The 20,256-nt window shown below is 69.8% G+C and carries 16 protein-coding genes and 1 pseudogene; 8 read left to right on the top strand and 9 right to left on the bottom strand.

All coding sequences use genetic code 11. The features are described 5' to 3' along the window. On the bottom strand, positions 1-1,120 hold a 1,120-nt coding region (locus BZY54_RS05640), incomplete at its 3' end, for an amidohydrolase (protein WP_086723426.1). A gap of 115 nt (positions 1,121-1,235) precedes the next feature. Beyond that, positions 1,236-2,666, bottom strand: a complete 1,431-nt coding sequence (locus BZY54_RS05635; RefSeq protein ID WP_086723425.1) for an APC family permease — start codon at positions 2,664-2,666, stop codon at positions 1,236-1,238. A 256-nt stretch (positions 2,667-2,922) separates the two neighbouring features. On the opposite strand from BZY54_RS05635, the gene BZY54_RS05630 reads away from it, so the two are divergent. Beyond that, positions 2,923-3,486, top strand: coding sequence for a TetR/AcrR family transcriptional regulator (locus BZY54_RS05630; protein WP_086723428.1), 564 nt, complete (start codon positions 2,923-2,925; stop codon positions 3,484-3,486). A gap of 351 nt (positions 3,487-3,837) precedes the next feature. On the opposite strand, the gene BZY54_RS05625 is transcribed toward BZY54_RS05630, so the two are convergent. Then, on the bottom strand, positions 3,838-5,052 hold the full coding sequence (locus tag BZY54_RS05625; protein ID WP_425276263.1) for a PP2C family protein-serine/threonine phosphatase: 1,215 nt from the start codon (positions 5,050-5,052) through the stop codon (positions 3,838-3,840). A 559-nt stretch (positions 5,053-5,611) separates the two neighbouring features. On the opposite strand from BZY54_RS05625, the gene BZY54_RS05620 reads away from it, so the two are divergent. Then, positions 5,612-6,907, top strand: coding sequence for an MFS transporter (locus BZY54_RS05620; protein ID WP_086723423.1), 1,296 nt, complete (start codon positions 5,612-5,614; stop codon positions 6,905-6,907). Between the two features lie 104 nt (positions 6,908-7,011). Here BZY54_RS05620 and BZY54_RS05615 read toward each other — a convergent pair whose 3' ends face one another. The 3 genes from BZY54_RS05615 to BZY54_RS05605 all read right to left on the bottom strand — a co-directional run bounded on the left by BZY54_RS05615 (position 7,012) and on the right by BZY54_RS05605 (position 11,639). Then, the gene (locus BZY54_RS05615; protein WP_086723422.1) at positions 7,012-7,863 is read right to left on the bottom strand and encodes a putative RNA methyltransferase; all 852 of its coding nucleotides are present in this window, start codon (positions 7,861-7,863) and stop codon (positions 7,012-7,014) included. A gap of 261 nt (positions 7,864-8,124) precedes the next feature. Beyond that, positions 8,125-9,696: an SDR family oxidoreductase gene (locus tag BZY54_RS05610; RefSeq protein ID WP_086723421.1), complete on the bottom strand. Its 1,572-nt coding sequence runs from the start codon at positions 9,694-9,696 to the stop codon at positions 8,125-8,127. 731 nt (positions 9,697-10,427) lie between these two features. Beyond that, entirely contained in the window at positions 10,428-11,639 is a 1,212-nt protein-coding gene (locus tag BZY54_RS05605; RefSeq protein ID WP_208640563.1) for a L,D-transpeptidase, read from the bottom strand. A 499-nt stretch (positions 11,640-12,138) separates the two neighbouring features. Between BZY54_RS05605 and BZY54_RS05600 the strand changes: the two genes are divergently transcribed. Together BZY54_RS05600 and BZY54_RS05595 are read left to right on the top strand one after the other, a co-directional pair. After that, positions 12,139-12,921, top strand: a complete 783-nt coding sequence (locus BZY54_RS05600) for a class I SAM-dependent methyltransferase (protein ID WP_086723419.1) — start codon at positions 12,139-12,141, stop codon at positions 12,919-12,921. Positions 12,922-13,226: 305 nt separating this feature from the next. Next, positions 13,227-13,511: a DUF7336 domain-containing protein gene (locus BZY54_RS05595; protein ID WP_086723418.1), complete on the top strand. Its 285-nt coding sequence runs from the start codon at positions 13,227-13,229 to the stop codon at positions 13,509-13,511. A 425-nt stretch (positions 13,512-13,936) separates the two neighbouring features. Here BZY54_RS05595 and BZY54_RS50770 read toward each other — a convergent pair whose 3' ends face one another. Further along, on the bottom strand, positions 13,937-14,098 hold the full coding sequence (locus BZY54_RS50770) for a hypothetical protein (RefSeq protein WP_158103818.1): 162 nt from the start codon (positions 14,096-14,098) through the stop codon (positions 13,937-13,939). 1,269 nt (positions 14,099-15,367) lie between these two features. Here BZY54_RS50770 and BZY54_RS05590 point away from each other — a divergent pair. The 3 genes and pseudogenes from BZY54_RS05590 (at position 15,368) to BZY54_RS05580 (ending at position 16,552) form a co-directional block, all read left to right on the top strand. Beyond that, a complete protein-coding gene (locus BZY54_RS05590; RefSeq protein WP_086723417.1) occupies positions 15,368-15,562 on the top strand; it encodes a hypothetical protein in 195 nt (64 codons plus the stop codon). A 29-nt stretch (positions 15,563-15,591) separates the two neighbouring features. Beyond that, positions 15,592-15,852 carry a hypothetical protein gene (locus BZY54_RS05585; RefSeq protein WP_086723416.1) on the top strand — a complete coding sequence of 87 codons (261 nt, stop codon included), beginning with the start codon at positions 15,592-15,594 and terminating at the stop codon, positions 15,850-15,852. Between the two features lie 62 nt (positions 15,853-15,914). Then, a pseudogene (locus tag BZY54_RS05580) lies at positions 15,915-16,552 on the top strand (transposase). Positions 16,553-16,669: 117 nt separating this feature from the next. Here BZY54_RS05580 and BZY54_RS05575 read toward each other — a convergent pair. Beyond that, a complete protein-coding gene (locus BZY54_RS05575) occupies positions 16,670-18,346 on the bottom strand; it encodes an FAD-dependent monooxygenase (RefSeq protein ID WP_086723415.1) in 1,677 nt (558 codons plus the stop codon). A 303-nt stretch (positions 18,347-18,649) separates the two neighbouring features. Next, positions 18,650-19,078: a sec-independent translocase gene (locus tag BZY54_RS05570; RefSeq protein WP_086723414.1), complete on the bottom strand. Its 429-nt coding sequence runs from the start codon at positions 19,076-19,078 to the stop codon at positions 18,650-18,652. Between the two features lie 283 nt (positions 19,079-19,361). Between BZY54_RS05570 and BZY54_RS05565 the strand changes: the two genes are divergently transcribed. Beyond that, positions 19,362-20,256 (top strand): FtsW/RodA/SpoVE family cell cycle protein (locus BZY54_RS05565; RefSeq protein ID WP_244216978.1); only part of this gene is annotated, 895 nt, incomplete at its 3' end.

Below are 20,256 nucleotides of genomic sequence, written 5' to 3'. Positions count from 1 at the left end.
CGCGGAAGCCGTTCGCGGCGCGGGCACGGGCGACCGCGTCCAGTACGGTGCGAATGCCCCGGTCGCCGGTGGCGTGCACGAAGCACTGGAAGCCGCGTGCGTCGAGCCGGGTCAGCAGATCGGCGAACTCCTCCGGCGGGTAGAAGGTGTCACCGCGGTGTCGGCAGCCGGTGTACGGCTCCAGCAGGGCGGCGGTGCGCGGTTCGACCACGTCGTCGATATAGAGCTTGAGCGGGCCCACCCGCATCCACTCGTCGTCGAACCGGCGCGTGGCCTCGGCGAATTGATCCAGGTCCGCTTCGGTGGTGCCGCGGGGATGGAACAGCGCCGCCACCAGCCGGGAACGCAGGCGTCCTTCTTTCCGTGCCTGTACGAACAGCTCCAGGTCGTCCAGGGAGTTCTGCGGTTCGACGACGGTCGTGATGCCGAAGCGCGCCGCGTCGTCCAGGCTGCGCAGCAGCCGACGGTACTGCCGCTCGGGGGAAGCCCAGGGCACGTCGAGCGCGCGCAGCGCCCGATGGCCCTCGCGGGACAGGCCGCGCACGGCGAAGTCCTTCACGAAACCGGTCGGTTCGCGGGTGACGGGGTCGACCTCGGGCACACCGAAGGGCAACGTGCCGCAGTCGCGTGTGACGCCGAGCCTGGCCATCGCCGCGCTGTTGAGCCACATGGTGTGCACGTCGTAGCTGAGCACGAAGGCGGGCGTGCCGCCGGTCAGGCGGTCGAGGTCTTTTGCTCGGGGCATCCGCCCGCCGGGGAGGAGCGAGTAGTCGAAGCCCTCCGCCTCGATCCACCCGGCGCCGGGGTGCTGCTCTCGCCAGGCGGCGATGCGGGTGGCGACCTCGGTCAGGGAACGGGCGCCGGCCAGTTGCACGCACTCCTCGTCCGAACCCAGCCGGACGTGGTTGTGCGCGTCCACGAAACCGGGCAGGACCCTCTGTCCGCCCGCGTCGATCACTTCGGTTTCGGGGCCGGTCCACGCGGCGGCGTCCGCGTCGCAGCCCAGCCATGTGATGCGGCCGTCCCGGACGGCGAGGGCCTCGGCCGAGGGGAGGGTCGGGTCGACGGTGTGGATGCGGGCGTTGCGCAGGACCAGGTGGGCGGCGGAGGGGGGAGTCACGAGCTGTTCTCCAGTCGGGTGCCGGGTGGTGCGGGTTCGTTCCGGGCGGAGTGGTCCGCCGCGAGGCAGGAGTGCGGGGTCGAAGTCGGTGCAGGCAGGTCGCGGTCGGGGCGGCTCAGTCGCTGTCGTCGGGAGCCGCCACCTGCCATCGGTCGTGCGGATGCCGGCGCAGGTACAGGACGTAGTAGAGGGCCGCCGCCACGACGACGGCACCGGTGATGGCGAGGTCGCGTCCGGCCTGCTGGTACAGGACGTATCCGACCGAGGCGAGCACGACGACGGGCGCCAGGGGCCACAGGGGCATCCGCCAGGCGGGGCGGTCGCGCATCGGTGCGCGGCGAGCGGCCAGCGCGGCCAGCGCGAGCAGTACGTAGACCACGGCGAGGATGGCGCCGGTGGCCTCGTACAGCGTCGACAGGTCGGCGGAGCAGGCCAGCGCCGCCCCGGGCAGGCTGATGACGAGGGTGGCGACCCACGGTGAGCCGAAGCGGGGGTGAAGGCGGGTCAGGGCGCGGTTGACCGGTTCGGGCCAGGCCCGGTCACGGCCGGAGGCGTAGACGACGCGGGCGTTCTGCAGCACCATCACCAGGACCGCGTTGAGGATGGCCAGTGCGACGCACAGATCGATGATCGTGGCCGTGGTGTCGCCCGCCCATCCGCGCACCAGGTCGGAGAAGGTGCCGGTGGACAGTTCCTGGGTCGATCCGGTGCCCAGCACCGCCGCGACCGCGGGCACGATGATGACGGTGGCCCCGATGAACAGCGACCAGAAAACGGTGCGCGCCACGTTGCGGCGTGGATGGTGGATCTCCTCCGCGAGATAGGAGGCGGTGCCGAAGCCGTTGACCACGAACATCGCGGCGGCCAGCCCGGAGACGAGCAGGCCCATGGTGAACGTCGACTGCCCGGCGGTGGCCTGGGACACCTCGGGGTGGACGAGCACCGACGGGGAACGCTGGGCGTGGGCCAGGCCGAGGACCGCCACCACGACGGCGGCCACCACCTCGAGGACCAGGAAAGCCCCGGTCACCAGTGCGTTCGACTTGACGTCCAGCACAGCCGTGGCGATCGCCACGAGCATCACGCCGCAGCCGGCGACCTGCGGGTCCACCCGTACGAGGTCGGCGAGGTAGTCGGCCGTGCCCAGTGCGATCACAGGGGGGATGACCACGAGCATCGCGATGGTCATCGCGAAGGTCACCCAGCCCAGGAAGCGTCCGAGCAACGCGTCGACCATGGCGTACTCGCCACCGGAACTCGGTGTCAGCGTGCCCAGTTCGGCGTAGCACGCGCCCACCGCGACCGAGATGACGATGCCCACCGCGATGGTGAGCGGGGCGCCGGTGCCCTGCCCGGCGAACAACTCGGGGACGAGGATGAACAGCGACGAGGCGGGGGTGATGCAGGACAGCGTCAGCAGGACGGCGCCCACGGGACCGAGGACCCGGGCGAGGGCGGCGGGTGACGCCTCGGTGCCGTCGGAGGCGACGGGGGTGGACGTCGGTGGGGAGATGCCGTGCGGTGTGTCGGCAGGCGTGTGCGTCATGGAGGTGCATCCCCGGGATCGGGCGGCGAGCCGCAGGCGGAGGGGGCCAGAGAGAAGGGCTTTCCTTGAATGACATTCAAGGAAGTTTGAACGCCATACAAGATGTTGAAGGCGGTGCGGCCCTGTCAAGGGGTCGACGGAGAAGCTTCCAAATCTTGACCGGCATTCAAACTCGGCGGGATGCCCCGCTAGACTGATCGTCGTGACGGCACCGGTGGCACGACGGAGACGAGGCGGGGTGATCGCCCGCGAGCGCATGCTCGAGGAGGCGATGCGCGCCATCGCGCAGCACGGCCTGGCCGCGCTCACCATGTCCGGACTCGCGGAACGCCTGGGCACCTCCGGCGGGCACATCCTGTACTACTTCGGCAGCAAGGACCGGCTGCTCCTCGAGGCGCTGCGCTGGAGCGAGGACCGGCTCAACGAGGAGCGCCGGGCCCTGCTGTCGCGGCGCACCACCGTCCCCCGCCGCCTGGACGCCTTCCTCGAGCTCTACCTGCCCGACGGGCCCCGGGACCCCCGCTGGATGCTGTGGGTCGAGCTGTGGGCGCGGGCCGCGGGCAACGGCGAACTGACCACGGCGCAGGAGGAGATCGACCGGGCCTGGCAGGAGGACCTGGAGCGGTTGCTGGTCCGGGGGGTGCGCCAGGGGCGCTTCGGCCTGCCGGAGGAAGAGGCCCCGGCGGCCGCCGACGAACTTCTCGCTCTTCTCGACGGGCTCAGCACCAGGGTCGTCCTGGGGCTGCGCGGAGCCACTCGGGAGGTAGCCGTACGCACCGCGCGACGCGCCGCTCGTAACGTCACGCGCCCGATCGAATGACCACCTTCCCATGACCGCGGGCCGTCCGGTCCGGACGCGAGGACGTTCGGGGTCGGTGCAGATGGGGCCGGGTCAGGGGGGCGGCTCAGGTGGAGCCCGGTCAGGCGGGTCGGCTCAGCGTGGGCCGGTTCAGCAGTGGCCGGCCCGCAATCGGCGTCAGCTCAGGGAGCGGGCTGCGGGGGCTCTCCCGACGTCTGGGCCGGGCCCTCCCCGCTGCGGCCCATTCGCCCGGTGCCTTCGCCGTTGAAGTCGAAGTCGGCCTGCGGGACGGCGGTGGGCGAGACGGTCGCGTTGGCCGTCGAGTCGGGGGGCCGGCAGGCCGGCCCTCGCCCTGCTCGGTGCCCTACCGCGTCACTGCTGCGGGCGCCATTCGAAGACCAGGATGGTCAGGTCGTCCCGTAGTTGGTTGCGCTGGTAGTCGAGGATGGCGTGAATGAGCAGCCGCAGCACCTCGGCCGGGCGCTGTCCGGCGGCGGAGGAGCGGATGATGAAGTCGGTGAACCGGTCGAGGCCGAACTCGGCACCGTCCGCGTCGCGAGCCTCCACGACACCGTCCGTGTAGAGCAGGACGCAATCCCCCGGTTCCAGGGTCGTCTCGTGGACCTGTCGGGCTGCCGGGGCGAGTGGGCCGGCCAGGCCGATCGGCGGCTGCGGGGGGCTGTCCAGCGCCCCGGCGAGCACCCGCTCGGCACGGATCAGCAGCGGTGGGGGGTGACCGCAATTGACCCAGCGCAGCACCCCGGTCCTGGCGTCGAGCCGACACAGTACGCCGGTGCAGAAGTGGTCGGGCAGCCACTGGGCGAGCGCTCGGTCGACGCAGCCCACGACGTCGGCCAGACTGCCACCGCAGCGGCGGGCGTTGCGTGCCGCCGCCATGGCGACCGACGTGGTCAGACCGGCGGTCAGATCGTGCCCCATGGAGTCCAGGATCATGGTGTGCAGCACATCCTTGACCACCGAGTGGTCGAAGGCGTCGCCGGCGATGTCGTACGCCGGTTCCAGGACAGCGGTCGATACGCACCTGCTGCTGCCGACGGTGTGGGGTGGCAGGAAGGCCCGCAGCATCTCGGTGGGCAGCCTCATGGTCGCAGTGCGGGCGCGGGCGGCGAGCCAGTCGCTGTAGGCGCGTTTGGAGGTGATCAGCATGGCGAACAGATGGGCCAGCATCCGGCTGCGGCGCATTCGCACCCCGTCGAGCGAGGCGGTCCGCACTGCCAATACGCCGAGCCGCTCCGCACCGTCGACCAGAGGGAGCCAGACGATCAAGCCGTCCTCGATCTCGGCCACCTGCGGGAAGACGGTGCGGTACGCCCTGCCGGCCGGCGAGCGGTCCACCGGCAGCGGTTCCAAGGCCTCGTCGAGCGGGACGAGCAACCGCTGCTGCAGGTCGACGAGGTAGATCAGCGCGCCGTCCAGGCCGAGGGACGAGGCGCACTGATTCGCCAAGGGGGGCAGTTCGACCGGCAAGGCAGTCTGAGCCTCGATGATCAGCTCTTCCAGCCGATTCTCGTCGACGGCGGTGCCGGGACCGGAGGACGCGTGCGGTGGGTCCGACACGGGGATCACCCCTTCCGTGCCCAGTCTCACACCGATCCCGTCCTCTCTCACGTCAGACAAGCCCGCGGCGAGGGCGAGAGCGGCGGCGAGGGCGGTCAGCCGAGCTTGACCTTGCACACCTCATGCACCGGCCACGCGATCGGCCGGTCCGCAATCGAGATCACCGCGCTTGGGACTGTCGGGCCGCTCGTACCCGAATGCCGTCGACCCGCGGAGGACGCGGTGATCAAGGCTGCCCGCGAAGTCTTCGCCGGAGGGGTACGAAACGAAGACGGCGCGCCGGTGCGAGCAGTGGCCCGAGGCGACCGTACTCGACTGGCCATCGGCGCCGTCCGGTCCTACGTCCGAGGCTGCGGAACATCTGCGCCAGGTCGTGCGCCGAGCCCGGCCTGCTCTGAGGGCCGTTGACCAGGGCTGACCGTGCAGCGGAGATCGGGGCCGGTGCGTTCTGGCATCGGTTGTCGATCGAGACGCCGGAAGATGTCGGCGAGAACCGATAGCACCGTGTCGGCGTGTTGGTGATCAGCGGCATAGTCCGGGCCGTGGCTCTGAGAGCGGAGTTGGTGCTGTGACGGAAGTGGCGAAGGACGTGGAGGATGCCGGGCCGGAGTCCGATAGCCCGAGCCTATGGCGGCAGCGGGATTTCATGCTGTTGTGGAGTGGCCAGACCGTCAGTGAGATGGGATCGGCGGTCACCGAGGTCGCTCTGCCGCTGCTCGCGGTCGTCGCGCTCGAGGCGAGCACGTTCCAGGTCGGATTGCTGACCGCGGCCACCACGCTGGCGTTCGCGGTGATCGCGTTGCCGGCGGGTGCGATGGTGGACGGCGCTGCCAAGCGTTCCGTCATGATCGTCTGCAACGTTCTCCGTCTGGTGATCATCGGCTCGGTTCCGGTGGCGGGGGCGTTCGGCGTTCTGACGATGGCGCAGCTGTACGTGGTCGCGGTGGCGGCGGGTGTGTGCTCGGTGTTCTTCGACGTCTCGTACCAGAGCTATGTACCGTCACTTGTCCACGCCGATCACCTGATGAGCGCCAACGGCAAGCTCGGGACCACCCAGGCGTTCGCACAGCTCGGGGGACCGAGTCTGGGCGGCGGGCTGGTCGGGTTGTTCGGCGCCGCGGGGGCGATGACGGCCGACGCGCTCTCCTACGCGGTCTCGGTCCTGTCGATCCTCGGGATCAGGACCCGGGAGGAGCCGCCGCCGGCGCGCCCGACGGACGAGACCCTGCGACGCCGGATCGCCGAGGGGCTGAAGTTCGTGTTCGGACACGGCATTCTGCGCAGGGTCGTGGCGTGCACGGGCACCGCCAACCTGTTCAGCGGCATGAGTTCGGCGCTGGCGATGGTCTTCCTCATCCGGGTGCTGCACGTGCGTCCCGCGCTGACCGGGCTGATCATGGCGGGCGCGGCCATCGGCGGGATCGCCGGGGGAGCGTTCGCCGGCCGGCTCGCCAAGAAGGTCGGCTCGGCGCGCATCATCTGGGTGTCGATGCTGGTCTTCAGTGCGCCGCAGGTCATCGCGGCGGCCGCCTGGCAGGGCTGGGGAGTGCTGCTGTTCCCGCTGGGCTGGGGCATCGCGTACTTCTCCGGGATGGTCTACAACATCGCCCAGCTCAGCTACCGGCAGTCGGTGACACCGCCGGAGCTGATGGGCCGGATGAATGCGGCCGTCCGCTGGGTCGCGTGGGGCACGTTGCCGCTCGGCGGCGTCCTCGGCGGGGTACTTGGCACGCTGATCGGGGTGCGGCCCGCATTCTGGCTGGCGTTCATCGGTTCTTGGGCGGCCGGCTGGTTGGTGTTCTTCTCCCCGCTCCGCCACATGCGCGATGTTCCCCAACCCGCGCCCGCGTCCCCGCCGTTGTGACGAGTTGATGGGGCAGGGCAGGTGCCCCTCCAGCTTCTTCCCAGCGCCGTGCGGCGCCCGTGATCACCTGCCCCCGGGGCCGCCGCGCAGGCGCCCGCCCTTGATCATCGAGGCTTGTAGGCGGTGGCCAGCACAGAGACAGTGACCCGGTCGGGCAGGAGGCCCTCATCGCTCAACTCTGTTCGGCTCAAGTGGCGTGCGCTCGGCGTCATCCCGACCAAGTCCAGGGCCTCTGGCCCGAGAAGGGCCATGGGGTACGCCACCTGCTCGGTGACGACGGCCTCGAAGTAGGGGTCCATCGCCCGGTGCAGGCGCTGTTCCTTCGCCGGGTCGATGGTGACCATTTCGGGCACCCGGCCGCGCAGCTCGGCCAGGTGCCGTCCGGTGGGGCGGACCACGATCAGCCGGCCGGCCGGGCGGAGCACTCGGTGGAACTCGGCCGGATTGCGCGGGGCGAACACATCCAACACCACGTCGGCCACCTCGGCGGCCAGCGGGAAGGGACGGAAGACATCCCAGGTCGCCGCGGCGGCTCGTTCATGGGCTCGGGCTGCCGAACGCAGTGCCCGCACCGATGTGTCCAGGCCCAGACCTCGGGCGCCGGGCAGTTCGTCGAGGATGCCGGCCAGGTAGTAGCCGGTGCCGCATCCGACGTCCACGACCGTGCCACGGTCAGGCACGGAGTCGGCCGCCAGGCGGGCCACGGCCTGGCGGATCGGCGCGTACCTGCCAGTGGCCAGGAAGCGGTCCCGGGCCAGGACCATGGCCGCGTCGTCGCCGCTGGTGGCGCGGGTGCCCGTCAGAAGGCCGGCGTAGCCGTGGCGGGCGATATCGAAGGTATGGCCCGCCGGACAGCGCAGTGCGCCGCGGTCGGGGTGCAGGCAGCGCGTGCGGCACGTCGGGCAGCGCAGGAGGTCGAGGGACAGTTCGAGGGCAGGGGGAAGCATGACGGGCACGAGGCACTCCTGACAAGGCTGATGGGAGGGGACCGTGCCTGCACGCACAGGCAGAAGGCCACTGCCCTCAGCCAAGGAGCGGGCAGTGCCGGGAGCGTGGTTCGCGCAGCAGGCACACCGAGGAGGGCGATGTCGTCCGACATCGCCCTCAGCGCCTTCCGGTCAAAGGAAGCAGCAGTGCGGGGTGCTCATGAATGCCACGCCATGAGTTTACGAGCTTCGACGAAGCCCTTCATGCCCGCCGAAGTCGAGAGACAGGGCCTATTGCCGGACGCTTCGCTCGCGGCGCGGATGCCGGATGCGCTTGGTGCGCGACGCGCTGCCGCGCGCACTCATTCCCTTGGCGGCGGCCTGAGCGATGTTGCGGGCCATGCCGCCGAAGACGACCGCATGGAAGGGGAAGACGGACCACCAGTAGACCTGGCCCGCCAGGCCGCGTGGGTGAAACAGGGCACGCTGTCGGTAACGGGTGCCACCCTCGGGGTCCGTCTCGACGTACATCTCCAGCCATGCCAGGCCCGGCAGCCGCATCTCCGCCCGCAGTCGCAGCAGGTGAACGGGCTCGATCTCCTCGACCCGCCAGAAGTCCAGCGAGTCGCCGACCCGCAGGCGCTCGGCGTCGCGTCGTCCACGGCGCAGGCCCACACCGCCGACGAACCGGTCCAACCAGCCACGGACCGCCCACGCCAGAGGAAAGGAGTACCAACCGTTGTCGCCGCCGATGCCCTCGATCACCTTCCACAGCGCCTCCCGGGACGCGCCGACCGGCAGGTGCCGCTCGTCCAGGTAGAGGCTGCCGCCGGCCCAGTCCGGGTCGGTGGGCAGGGGGTCACTGGGCGCCCCCGGGACCGCGGCGGACGACCAGCGGGTGGCGACCCGGGCCTCCCGCACCCTTCGCAGGGCCAGGGCCAGCGCTTCGTCGAACGGCGCCGGCCGACCCGGTGGGTCGGGCACGTACAAGGCGATGTCGTGTTCGCGGCAGACGACCTCATGCCGCAGCGACTCCGTCAGGGGCCGGGCGATGGAGGCGGGCACCGGGGTGACGAGGCCGACCCAGTGGCTGGAGAGATTCGGAGTGAGCACCGGTACCGGCAGGATGAGCCGCCGCCGCAGCCCCGCGACGGCGGCGTAACGGCACATCATCTCCCGGTAGGTCAGGACGTCCGGCCCACCGATGTCGAATGCCCGGTCGACACCGTCCGGCATGGTGGCCGAGCCGACGAGGTAACGCAGCACGTCGCGGACCCCGATCGGCTGCGTGCGGGTCTGCACCCAACGGGGGGTGACCATGACCGGCAGCCGCTCGGTCAGATAACGCAGCATCTCGAACGACGCCGATCCCGAGCCGATGACGACGGCTGCCCGCAGCACGGTGGCGGGCACCGGGCCGTCGAGGAAGATACGCCCGACCTCGGCCCTTGAGCGCAGGTGCGGGGACAGAGAGTGCTCGGGTACGCCCCGCGGCGTGAGGCCGCCGAGATAGACGATCCGCCGTACGCCGGCGGCGTGCGCCTGCTCGGCGAAGATCCGGGCCGCGCGGCGATCGGTGTCCTCGAACCCGGCGCCGGATCCGAGGGCGTGGACCAGGTAGTAGGCGACATCGATGCCGCGCATGGCCGCAGCGACCGACCTGGCGTCCGTGACGTCCCCGCCGACCGTCTCGGCGGCGTCTGCCCATGGATGGTCACGTAGTTTGTCCGGTGAGCGGGCCAGGCAACGGACGCGACAGCCGGCCTCCAGCAGTTCCGGTACCAGGCGCCCGCCGATGTACCCGGACGCTCCGGTGACCAGGCAGTGCGGCCGCTCCGTGTTCCGCTGTCCGTCCGTCGCCACGACCGTCCCTCCATACGCTCCAACCGGCGTCGCTCCCTCGTCCTGCCCTTCGATCATGGCGGAAGTCTCGTGCCCGTGCTCGTCGCGGCAACCCGGTCGGCGACCGTGATGAGAGCGCACCACCGGCGCAGCCCCGGCCCGTGTCGCCGTTCGTCCCGGTGCGCACGAAGACTGCGCGCGGACAGGTGGGTGAGCCCACGACACGGTGGGTCCACGGTCCGGTGATCACGGAGTTGCGGCGCTCTGTGACCACTGAGGTGAGCCCTGTACCTGTCCTTCCAGCATGGCCGACCGACCCGCCATGGACCAATCCACGGCAGAGCCGTCCCAGCCGCCCTACAGCGGATCTGGCCCACCCGCTGGGTCGTCACCGCGGCCGTATCGGCTGGGGCGGGGCGCTCACCGGCCTGGACAAGGCCGAGACCTCGACGCTCATGCTCCAGGGGAACGACCGCTGCCGTGCCGCGCCCCCGCACGGAGACCACCGAGCGGCCCGCAGTGTGCGGAGGGGCCGCGCTTGCCGTTGCCCGGTCGTGCGGCGGTCCACCTGCGGTGGCCATGCGACGTCCTGCGCGCCTGGCACCGTTCGTCCGGTGGACGACGTGACGCAACCGCGGCCCCACACGCCGCGAGGGCTGCTCGGGCGCCCTGACGCCGCAGGCGGCGGCCGACAGGGTGTCGGCCGCCGCCCGGCGGAAGGGATTCAGGTGCGGATGCAGAGTGGCGTGGCGTCAGTGGGTCGCGCTCCCCGCGACCCACTCGCTCCACGGCATGTTCCAGTCGCTGAGGCCGTTGTCCGGGGCCAACGTGGTCTTGTCCGCCGAGTTCTTGACGATCACGACGTCACCGGTCAACGAGTGGTCGAAGAACCACGCGGCGGGCAGCCTGTCGTCACCACCGCCCCTGACGTCCTTCAGGCCCACGCAGCCGTGGCTGGTGTTGACCTTGCCGAAGACCGAGTCGGCACCCCAGTAGTTGCCGTGGATGAACGTGCCGGAGTCGGTCAGGCGCATGGCGTGCGGTACGGCCTTGATGTCGTACGAAGGCTTGCCGTCCTTCTCCGTGAGGCCGACGGTCGCGGCGTTCATGTGGATCTGCCGGAACTTCTCGGAGATGACCATCTGACCGTTGTACGTCGGGTGCTCGGGGCTGCCGGACGAGATGGGGATGATCTTGATCGTCTTGCCGTCCCGTACGACGGTCATCTGCTTGGTCTTGGCGTCGACCGTGCTGATCTGGCTCCGGCCGATCTTGAACGTGACCGTCTTCTCCGTGCCGTGGAGGTTGAGCTTGGCGGTGACGGTGGAGCCGGGCTTCCAGTACGTCTTGGGACGGAAGTCCAGGCGGTGGTCGTTCAACCAGTGACCGACGACCTGCTGGCCGCTGCTGGAGCTGACCTGGATCTCCGACTCCACGGCGGCCTTGTTGCTGATCGCCTTGTCGAAGTTGACCGTCACCGGCATGCCCACGCCGACGGTCGAGCCGCTCTCGGGGGACAGGTGTCCGATGAAGTCGTTGGCCGGGGAGACCGTGGTGATCGTGGCGTTCCCGGTGACGGAGCGGCCCTTGGCGTCCTCGGCCTCCGCGGCAACCTGGTACCTGGTGGCCCGCTCCAGATGGCCGTTCGACTTCCAGGACGTGCCGTCCGCGGACAGGGTGCCCGGAATCTCGGTGCCGGTCGCGGTGGCGGTCATGGTCACCTTGGTGAGCTTGCCGTTGCTGACGGTCACCTTGACCGGGTCGTTGATCCCGATGTTGTAGGCACCTTGCCCGGGCGTGATCTTTATTCGGGCGTCGGAAGCATCCTGGGCGGCCGCCTGATCCACCCGTGCCTGCGATTTCGGCTGGTTCCCGGCGCCGTTTCCGCTGGTGGCAGCGTAGCTGTTACCGCCGAGGGCCGTGAGTGCGAGCACACCGCCGAGTGCGCCGGCCGCAGCCACCATCCCGGTGCGTCGTGTACGTACCGTGATCAAATGCTTCTCCCAAGTCGCTGGTCGTCGAATCCCTGGAACTGGTTGCCGGGGGAGTGCAACCAGCTCTAGAACCACTTATACGCAGTCATCCGTCCTGAAATGGACAATTTGTGGTGAAGGCCACGCTCCGGCGAGCGCGTCACCGAGGCCCTGCTCGACGGCCGGATGGCCCGTGGCCGCCTGCCCGGCCGGCACGCTCCTCGCCCGTACGGCGTCGGTGCCTGACGTCAGCGCTCAGCGCGTCTCGCTTCCCTCGCTGTGCGTGGTCACCAGCAGCTTCACACTGCTGCTGGAGCTCGGCCTGATCGTCGGGACGGTGATCAGGCTGTCGGCGTCGTACGGGCCGTCCGCCTTTGCGGCAGGCTGCGGTGCGTGTCGGGACGGGGTGTGCTGCGGTCCAGCGCGCCGTGCTGGGCGGCTCGGGCTACTCTGCCGTGCGGGGGCGGCCACCTGCACCACGGAGTCACCCATGCCGAAGCCCGCGAGGCCGAAGAACCGGTCGTCCCTGGCACACCAGGTCCACTACGCCCTGCGCCACCCCGGGCGGATCGGTCCCCACCTGCGTCGTGCCGCCCGCGACGCTTGGCTGGGACTTCGGCACCATGACCACGTCGCCTACTACCGGGCGGTGATGGCCTCCGACAGCGCACGCAGCCCCGAGCATGCCGTCGGCAGCGCATCACAGGCGCGCTGGCTGGCACTGGGGCAGATGCAGTTCGACTACCTGCTGGAGCACGGTCTGAAGCCGCAGGACCGGATGCTGGAGATCGGCTGCGGGAACCTGCGCGCCGGATGGCACTTCATCGACTACCTCGAGCCCGGCCACTACTACGGCATCGACATCTCGCCGGACATCCTCATCGAAGCACAGCGCACGCTCGCCCGCCGAGGCCTGCAGGACCGGCTTCCCCATCTGGCCCTTGTCGGCGACCTGAAGCTCGAATTCCTGCCGACGGGCTGGTTCACGGTGGTGCACGCGCACAGTGTGTTCTCGCACTCGCCGCTGGAGGTGATCGACGAGTGCCTGTCCCACGTGGGGCGGGTGCTGGCCCCGGGCGGCTTCTTCGACTTCACCTTCGACCGCACGGAGGGCGAAGAGCACCAGGTGCTGCGCGAGGACTTCTACTACCGCACCGCGACCCTCGTCTCGCTGGCCGAACGTCACGGGCTGACCGCCCGGTTCATGGACGACTGGGAGCAGCGCCCGCACGGCCAGTCGAAGATCCGTGTCACGCACCCGGCAGCGGTGTAGGGACGGGCCCGCGCCGCGGGGCCCGCCGGCCCTTCCCGGTCCCCGGTCGCTGCAGGGGCGAGGGGCCGGCGGACCGGGGTGTCGAAGTCGAGGACCTGACAGCAGCCGCTGAAGGGCCGTCAGTTGAGGTTCCTCCTCGCCCAGCACGCGGCGCAGCGTGTCCGGTGCAGCTCGGACAGGGCGAATCCCCGAACCGTCCGCTCGCGGTCCTCGACGGTGACCGTCCCGGCGCCGCGTGCGCCGTGCGTAGGCCGGCCAGGTGCATCGTAAATCCAACAGACGAGCGTCTGGGGTAGCTTGCGCAGATGACGGTCTATCTCCTTTGGCACGTAGGACACCAGAACGAAGCCGGTGCTGGCGGTGCAACCGTGCACGTCGATGGTCAGACCGTGTACATCGATGAGCAGGACGGCGACGATGCGAAGCTGCTCGGCGTCTACTCCACCCTGGAGAAGGCCGAGGAACGTGTGCGCCGAGCACGGCTCCAACCAGGCTTCGCTGACGAGCCGGACTGCTTCGTCATCGACGAGTACACACTCGACGAGGACGAGTGGACCGAGGGATTCGTGCGCGTCCTCCCTGTTTCCTAGCTCTTTCCAAGGGGCAACGGACCGAGCAGAGGAAGATGTCCGCCGTGAGGAGCTCGGCGTGGTAGACAGTGACGGGCTTCTCATCGGCCCGAGTCGCCTCACGCTGAGCTGTGCCGCCGGCCGGCGACCGGTCAGGGTGGTGGCGGTGCGGGCCGTCCCCGGGACGTACCCCGCCTGGACGGCTCGACGCCGGCGCTGAACGCCGGCGAGCGCATCTGTCGCAGCGCATCCGTCGACGGGTACGTACGGGCGCGAGGAACCGGTGACGCCGCGGGCGCCCCTTCCCGGGGCGCCCGGCCACCATTCCGGCCGCGATGAATCGGTGAAGCAGTGGCACTCGACTCGGGTTGGTGGCGGGTGCCGCAGAGCTCTCGACCCCTGCGTGCGACGGGCCGATCACCGTCTCTGCGGCACCCGCGTGACTGCTACTTCTTGTGGCAGCCCCACTTGCCGTTGACCTTCGTGTAGTGCTCACCCTTGGGGCACTTCTTGTGCTTCGGCGTCATCGTGGGGTCGGGGGGCTTGGGCGCGACGTGATGGCTTGTTGCGACCGTGGAGTGCGCGGGTGCTGCAAGAGCGGCGCCCATGGAGGCCACGGTTGCCCCACCGGCGAAGACGCCTGCAGCCACGGCAGCGGCCAGAGTGCGTGTGATCGTGCTTCGCATGATCGTCATGCCTCTCTGTGAGTCGGCATTGCCTCTCGGGTTCGATTCTGGGCATCGCTCGTCGCTGAGTGCATCTCGATCAACAGTGCAGGAGTCACTGATGGCCCGAGGACGGCGACCTGGAAGGAGACAACAGCCCTTCGAGGAAGGCCCCGACGCACGCCAGGGCAAAGGCTGTTGTGCCACCTGTGATGCGCAGTACATCCTCGGTCGCCTGTCACCTGGCCAACTGGAAAGGACGGGCACGTTGATACGTGACGGCCGCGGCTGGAAGACCGGCCATCCGCGCCGTCGACCGGTAATGGTAGAGCTCAATTGGCCGCAGCTGGCCATGACTTGACGTTGTGAGGGCTGTGAGTCCCCAATGCGGTGCGTTCGGAGCAGCACTCTGTGCGTGGGGTAGCGGAGTCCCGGTCGGGAGGCCCGCGATGCAGGCTTACGTCGGGATCGATGTGCATCTCAGCCGGTCGCGGATCGCCGTGACGGACGAGGGTGGCCGGACGACGGTGAACTGAAGGCGGAGCCACAGGTCAAGGTCCTGACCGTGCGGCCTGGGGTCGGCCCGCTCACTGCTTTGATCCTCATGGAGGAGATCGGCAACATCTCCCCCCACCTCGGTCCGCAAGCTCGCCTTCTCGGCCGGACTCAGGCCGCTTGTGCGCGCCTGCGCGCCGGCCCACCTTTCTGCTGTGAAACGGAAGGTGCGCAGGTGGCTGTGGTGAAGATCTCCGCATGTGGACCACACTGGGGGACGGGATCGACGGCTGCTGCTGCGACCCGCGGGGCCCGGCGTCGTGATCCCCTGCATCACCTGGCGGGATGCCATCCACACAAGCGGCGCAGAACCACACTTCCGCTGTCGCTGACAGTCGCGGTGCGGTCTCGGAGGGCAAGCGCCCTGGCCGGGCGAATCGGCTGTTGGAGGAAGGTTTCGGCAGGCGATCGCGTTGTACGTAGTCGTACTATGTCGGAGGGTGTGTTGCGCCCTCGTTCGACGTGACCGCTGCCAGCGCGAGGAGGTGAACGGGATGAGTTCCTGCAGCAGTAGTCCCAGCTCCCATTCCGTTGCACCCGGGGCGCCCGGCGGTCACCGTACCGCTGTCTGACGGCCTGCCTCGACGTGGGAACTGCCGGGCAGTGATCGTGTTCGCTGCCGGCGGGCCTCGGGTGCCGATCAGTCGGAGGTGCGTCATGACGATCGCCATCACGCTGCCCCGTTTCCCTGTTCCCGAGCTGGCCGTTCCCGAGCTGGCCGTGCGTGGTCTGCGGCTGCTGCCGGTCGCCGAACCGGCGATTCTCGTCCTGGCGGACGTCTGCGGCATCGGGATGCCGGTGAGCCTGCTGTGGCTGAGCGTCAAGCTCGTCCGGTCGGCCGCGCAGAACTGATCGACAGTGCGGCCCCTTGGAGGCAGCCAGTGAACGGTCTGCGGGAAGAAGCGCGCCTGGCGGTGTGCCGGGCGGGGCGACGGCTGACCGAGGACGCGGCTGCCTTGATGGCCGCGTCCGGGGAGGCCGCCGAGATCGGGTTGGAAACGCGTGCGGAGGAACTCCGACGCGCTGTTCTCGTTGCCTGGAGCGCCGGCGTGGCGCCCGAGGACATTGCCCACGACGCCGGTGTGGAGGTCGGTGTCATCCATGACTGGGTCGGTCTGGGCGACACGCCCCTGGGCTCGTAGTCGTGTCAAGAATCCATCGTTGATTTACTCAGGCTTTCAGAAGTCATCTCATTTGGCTCGGTATGCTATTGGCCGTGGTGCGGATCGTTGAGCGGCTGGTGCCGGATGAGTTGTGGGCGCTGTTCCAGCGGGTGGTGCCGGAGGCGCCGACGCGACCTCAGGGTGGTGGCCGGCGGAGGCATGGTGACCGTGAGGTGCTGGCCGCGATCGTGTTCGTGGCCACGTCGGGCTGCACATGGCAGCAACTGCCCTCGGCGTCTTTCGGGCCGTCGGGGGCAACGGCCCACCGCAGGTTCAGCGAGTGGACGAAGGCCCGGGTGTGGGCGCAGCTGCACCGCCTGGTCCTCGACGAACTGGGCTCGCGCGGGGACCTGGACTGGTCGAGGTGCGCGATCGACTCGGTGAGCATGCGGGCCCTGAAAAAGGGAACCTGACAGGCCGGAATCCTGTGGATCGGGGCGGACAAGGGCTACGACTACAACCACCTGCGGCGATGGTCATCCCAGCGAGGGATCCGGCACCGCATCGCCCGTAAGGGCATCGAGACCTCACAGTGACTGGGACGACACCGGTGGACCATCGAGCGCATCATGTCCTGCCGCCTCCACCGACACTACGAACGCAAAGCCGGCCATTCCTGGCCTTCACCAGCAGCGCCTGCACCCTCACCTGCTACCGCGGACTCACCCAAACGAGGTGACTTCCGACGTGACGACACCCGCCGAGGGGCTGACTGCCTGTCGACGGGTGCCCCTCGCCCTTCGGGGGCGCGGCCGTAGGACCGTCACCGGCGCGGCTCCGCCCGTGGCGGCGGGCGTCAGGCGAAGGTTCGGCGCAGATGCGCCGCCAGGCGTTCCGGCACGGCCGGGTGGAAGCGTCCGGAGAGGTAGCCGTCCGGGCGGATCAGGAGGGCCTCGCCCTCACGCGGCGCATAGGCGTCGCGGAACTCGCCCGCTGCGTCGCGTACCCGCGGCGGCCGCAGGCCGACCGGGCGGGCGTCCTCCGGTACCTCTGCGGCGGTGACCAGATAGGCGTCGAGCAGGCCGTGGGCGGCGCGATGCGCCTCGGCGGCGCAGGCCTCGAGCCGGGCGGCGCCGTCGCCCGAGGCGTACTCCGAGCCCGCGAACAGCAGCAGCACGTGGCGCGGGGTGCGCAGCAGGTCGAACAGCCGCCGCGGGTAGGCGGCGAGGTCGCTCAGCAGGCCGCGGCAGTCCGGTGCCCGGTCGCCGGGCGCGGGACCGGCCGCGGGTGTGCCGTCCGCCGCCCGCGGCTGGATCAACGGGCTGTCCGGGTAGGCGACCAGCAGCTGGGCCTGGCGCCGCAGCACCATCTCGCCGTCGTCCCCCTTGGTGTTGAGGCCGGAGCCGGAATTGCGGACGGTGCGGGCATGGCGGACGGTGCGGTCGAGCACCTCCTGCGCGATCGGGTGGCGTTCGGCGTGATAGCTCTCCAGCACGTCGTCCGTGGCCAGACCGCGGACGGTCAGGGCCAGCTTCCAGGCGAGGTTGAAGGCGTCCTGCACGCCGGTGTTCAGACCCTGCCCGCCGACCGGCGGGTTGATGTGCGCGGCGTCCCCGGCGACGAAGAGGCGGCCGTTCCGGTAGCGGTCCACCAAGCGGTGACTGGTCCGGAAGGTGGACGACCAGCGCAGCGTGGAGGCGGTCGTCACCTCCGGGGACAGCCGGTCGAGCACGGCCTGGATCTGGCCGAGGTCCGGTCCGAGGCCATCCCCCAGGCCGAGGCCGATCCCGTCCGGCGCGCTCGAGCCGTCTTCGCCTCCGGCTTGGGCGCGGGGGCGAAGCATCGACAGCCAGTACCGGCGAACGCCGGGCATCGGAATGCAGACGAGCATGTCGTCCATCACACCGTTCGCGTCCAGGTTCACGGCCCGCATGCTGTGGCCGGCGGGCAGTTCCCAGTCGAGTTCGACGTCGCCGATCATGTACTGCTCGGGGAGGGCGTCACCCCTGAAGGTCAGCCCGGCCGCCTTGCGGACCAGGCTGTGCGCGCCGTCGCAGCCCACGACGTAGCGGGCGTGCAGACGCTCGGTCCGGCCGTCGGGGTGCGCGAGGACGGCCTCGACCTCGTCCGGGCGCGTCTCCACCGAGCGGAGCTCGGTCGGCCGCTCGACCTCCGTGCCGAAGCGCGCAAGATGCTCGGCGAGCAGCCGCTCGGTCGCGTACTGGGGCAGCGTGGCGAAGAAGGGGTAGGGGATCTCGGACGGCAGAGTCATCTCGACCCGGGGGGCCGGCTTGCCGTCGATGAAGACCAGCTGGGCCAGGTGCGGCACTGCGTTGTCCAGCGCCTCGCGGACCAGGCCCATGGCGTCCCACACCTCCAGCGTGCGGGGCACGACGCCGATGGCCTTGGCATAGGGTTGCGGGGCGGCGAGCCGATCGACGATGCGGCAGCCCACGCCGTGCCGACGCAGCTCGGCCGCCACCGTCAGGCCCACCGGGCCAGCGCCCACCACGAGTACGTCGACATCGGCCATGATCAGACTCCCTCGTCGTCCGGATTGGTTCCCGAGCCACTGTGCTTCACCAGGTTGCGCCGATCCGAAAGGGTTGAGGTTCCTCCGCCATGCCGAGCCGGAGGAATCGAAACCTTTCCTTTGCCATTAGCCGACCGAGCCAAATGAGATGACGTCTTGAGCGCGCAGGGCCGTGGTCTCGTCGTTCTCGCGACGGGCCGGCGCCCTGCCGTGGGCCCCTCCGAGGCGCGGTGAGGCGCCCCGGAGGGGCCCAAGTCGGTCGTGACCGACTGCTTGCTGCCGGGTGGCGACAATACGGACGGCTCAGGTGGCGTCGGGGTCGAATGGCGGGCGGGCGGGAGCTTCTGCTGGTGCGGTCTTCATGAGGCGTACGCGCCCTGCCTCCGTGTCCGCCCGGGTCTCGGCGGCTGTATCGCGCACCGCGTCCGCGACCTGCGCCAGCTCCGCTCTCGGGTCGAGTGTGTTGCGGATCTCGTCGAGCCCGAGGCCATCCCCGTCAAGGACGTGTTTGCGCACCAACGCCTTCGGGTGGAGGTCTTCGAACTCGAAATCTTCCCAACCTGGCCCCAGCTCCGAGCGGATCTCCTCCTTGGCGCTCTCGGAGAACGCCCGTACCTTACGCAGGAACCCGGCCACGTTCTGAATGATCTCGGGCAGCTTGTCCGGGCCGAAGAGCAGGATGGCGAGCGCTGCCAGTGTCAGGAGCTCCAAGGGGCCCACATCGGAGAACATGTCCACATTTTAGAGGTTGCGCAAGCTGCAGACGACGATTGGCGGCAGCCAGTCGGTCAAAGCCTGGCGGCCGTAGGCAGGGTCGGACCTCTGATCCGGTCGGCCTCGAATGATGTAATGCGCTTGGGATCTGCTTGCCTGATTGCGCAAGTGATCGATGATAGTGTTCCGCATCGTCCCGGTTTCTGCGCGGTCCTCGAGCCGCGAGGAGAGCACAGGGTAAGGCGGCGGTGAGGATGCGTCACGTGGCGACTGCGGCGTACTGCTCCGGTGGTGTGCGGTGCTGACCGGGGCCGACCCGCTGGCCCGGTGGAGCTCCCGGCGTGCGGGGTGGCGGGCCCACCTGGCGCCGGGCTCGACGTTGCGGCGGCTGGACTGGCCGCTGCTCGGGGCGGCGCTGGCCCTGTCCGTGCTGGGGGCGGTGCTGGTGTACTCCGCCACGCGCGGGCGGACTCAACTGACCGGCGGCAACCCGTACGCCTTCCTGCAGCGCCATGTCGTCAACACCGTCATCGGTATCGCCCTGGCGGCGGTCGCCTTCCGCATGGGTCCGCGCCGGCTGCGCGACCTCACACCCGCGCTCTACGGCGTCACGCTGCTGATGGTGCTGCTGGTCCTGACCCCGGTCGGCGCCACCATCAACGGGTCGCGCCGCTGGATCATCGTCGGCGGCATGTCGATCCAGCCCGCGGAGTTCGTCAAAGTCACCATCGTGCTGGCCATGGCCCTGCTGCTGGCCACCAAGGTGGACACGGGCGATCGGCAGCGCCCGGACGCACGAAGCGTCGTCGAGGCGCTTGCGGTGGCGGGCGTGCCCGCCCTGCTTGTGCTGCTCACCCCGGATCTCGGGCAGTTCATGGGCATCGGCGTGATCGTGCTGGGGGTGCTGCTCGCCTCGGGCGCGTCCGCGCGGTGGGTGGTCGTGCTGCTGGCGGCCGGGGCACTGGGCGCGGTGGCGGTGTGGCAGCTGCATCTGCTGGGCCAGTATCAAGTCAACCGGTTCGCGGCGTTCGCCGATCCGGCACTGGATCCCTCCGGGGTCGGTTACAACACGAGTCAGGCCCGCATCGCGATCGGGGCCGGGGGGCTGCTGGGACAGGGACTGTTCCACGGGGCGCAGACGACTGGGCAGTTCGTGCCCGAGCAGCAGACGGACTTCGTTTTCAGCGTTGCGGGGG

This window comes from Streptomyces carpinensis (assembly GCF_002154505.1).
GTDB classification, from domain to species: domain Bacteria; phylum Actinomycetota; class Actinomycetes; order Streptomycetales; family Streptomycetaceae; genus Streptomyces; species Streptomyces carpinensis.
This window is presented reverse-complemented; position numbering and strand designations above follow the sequence as displayed.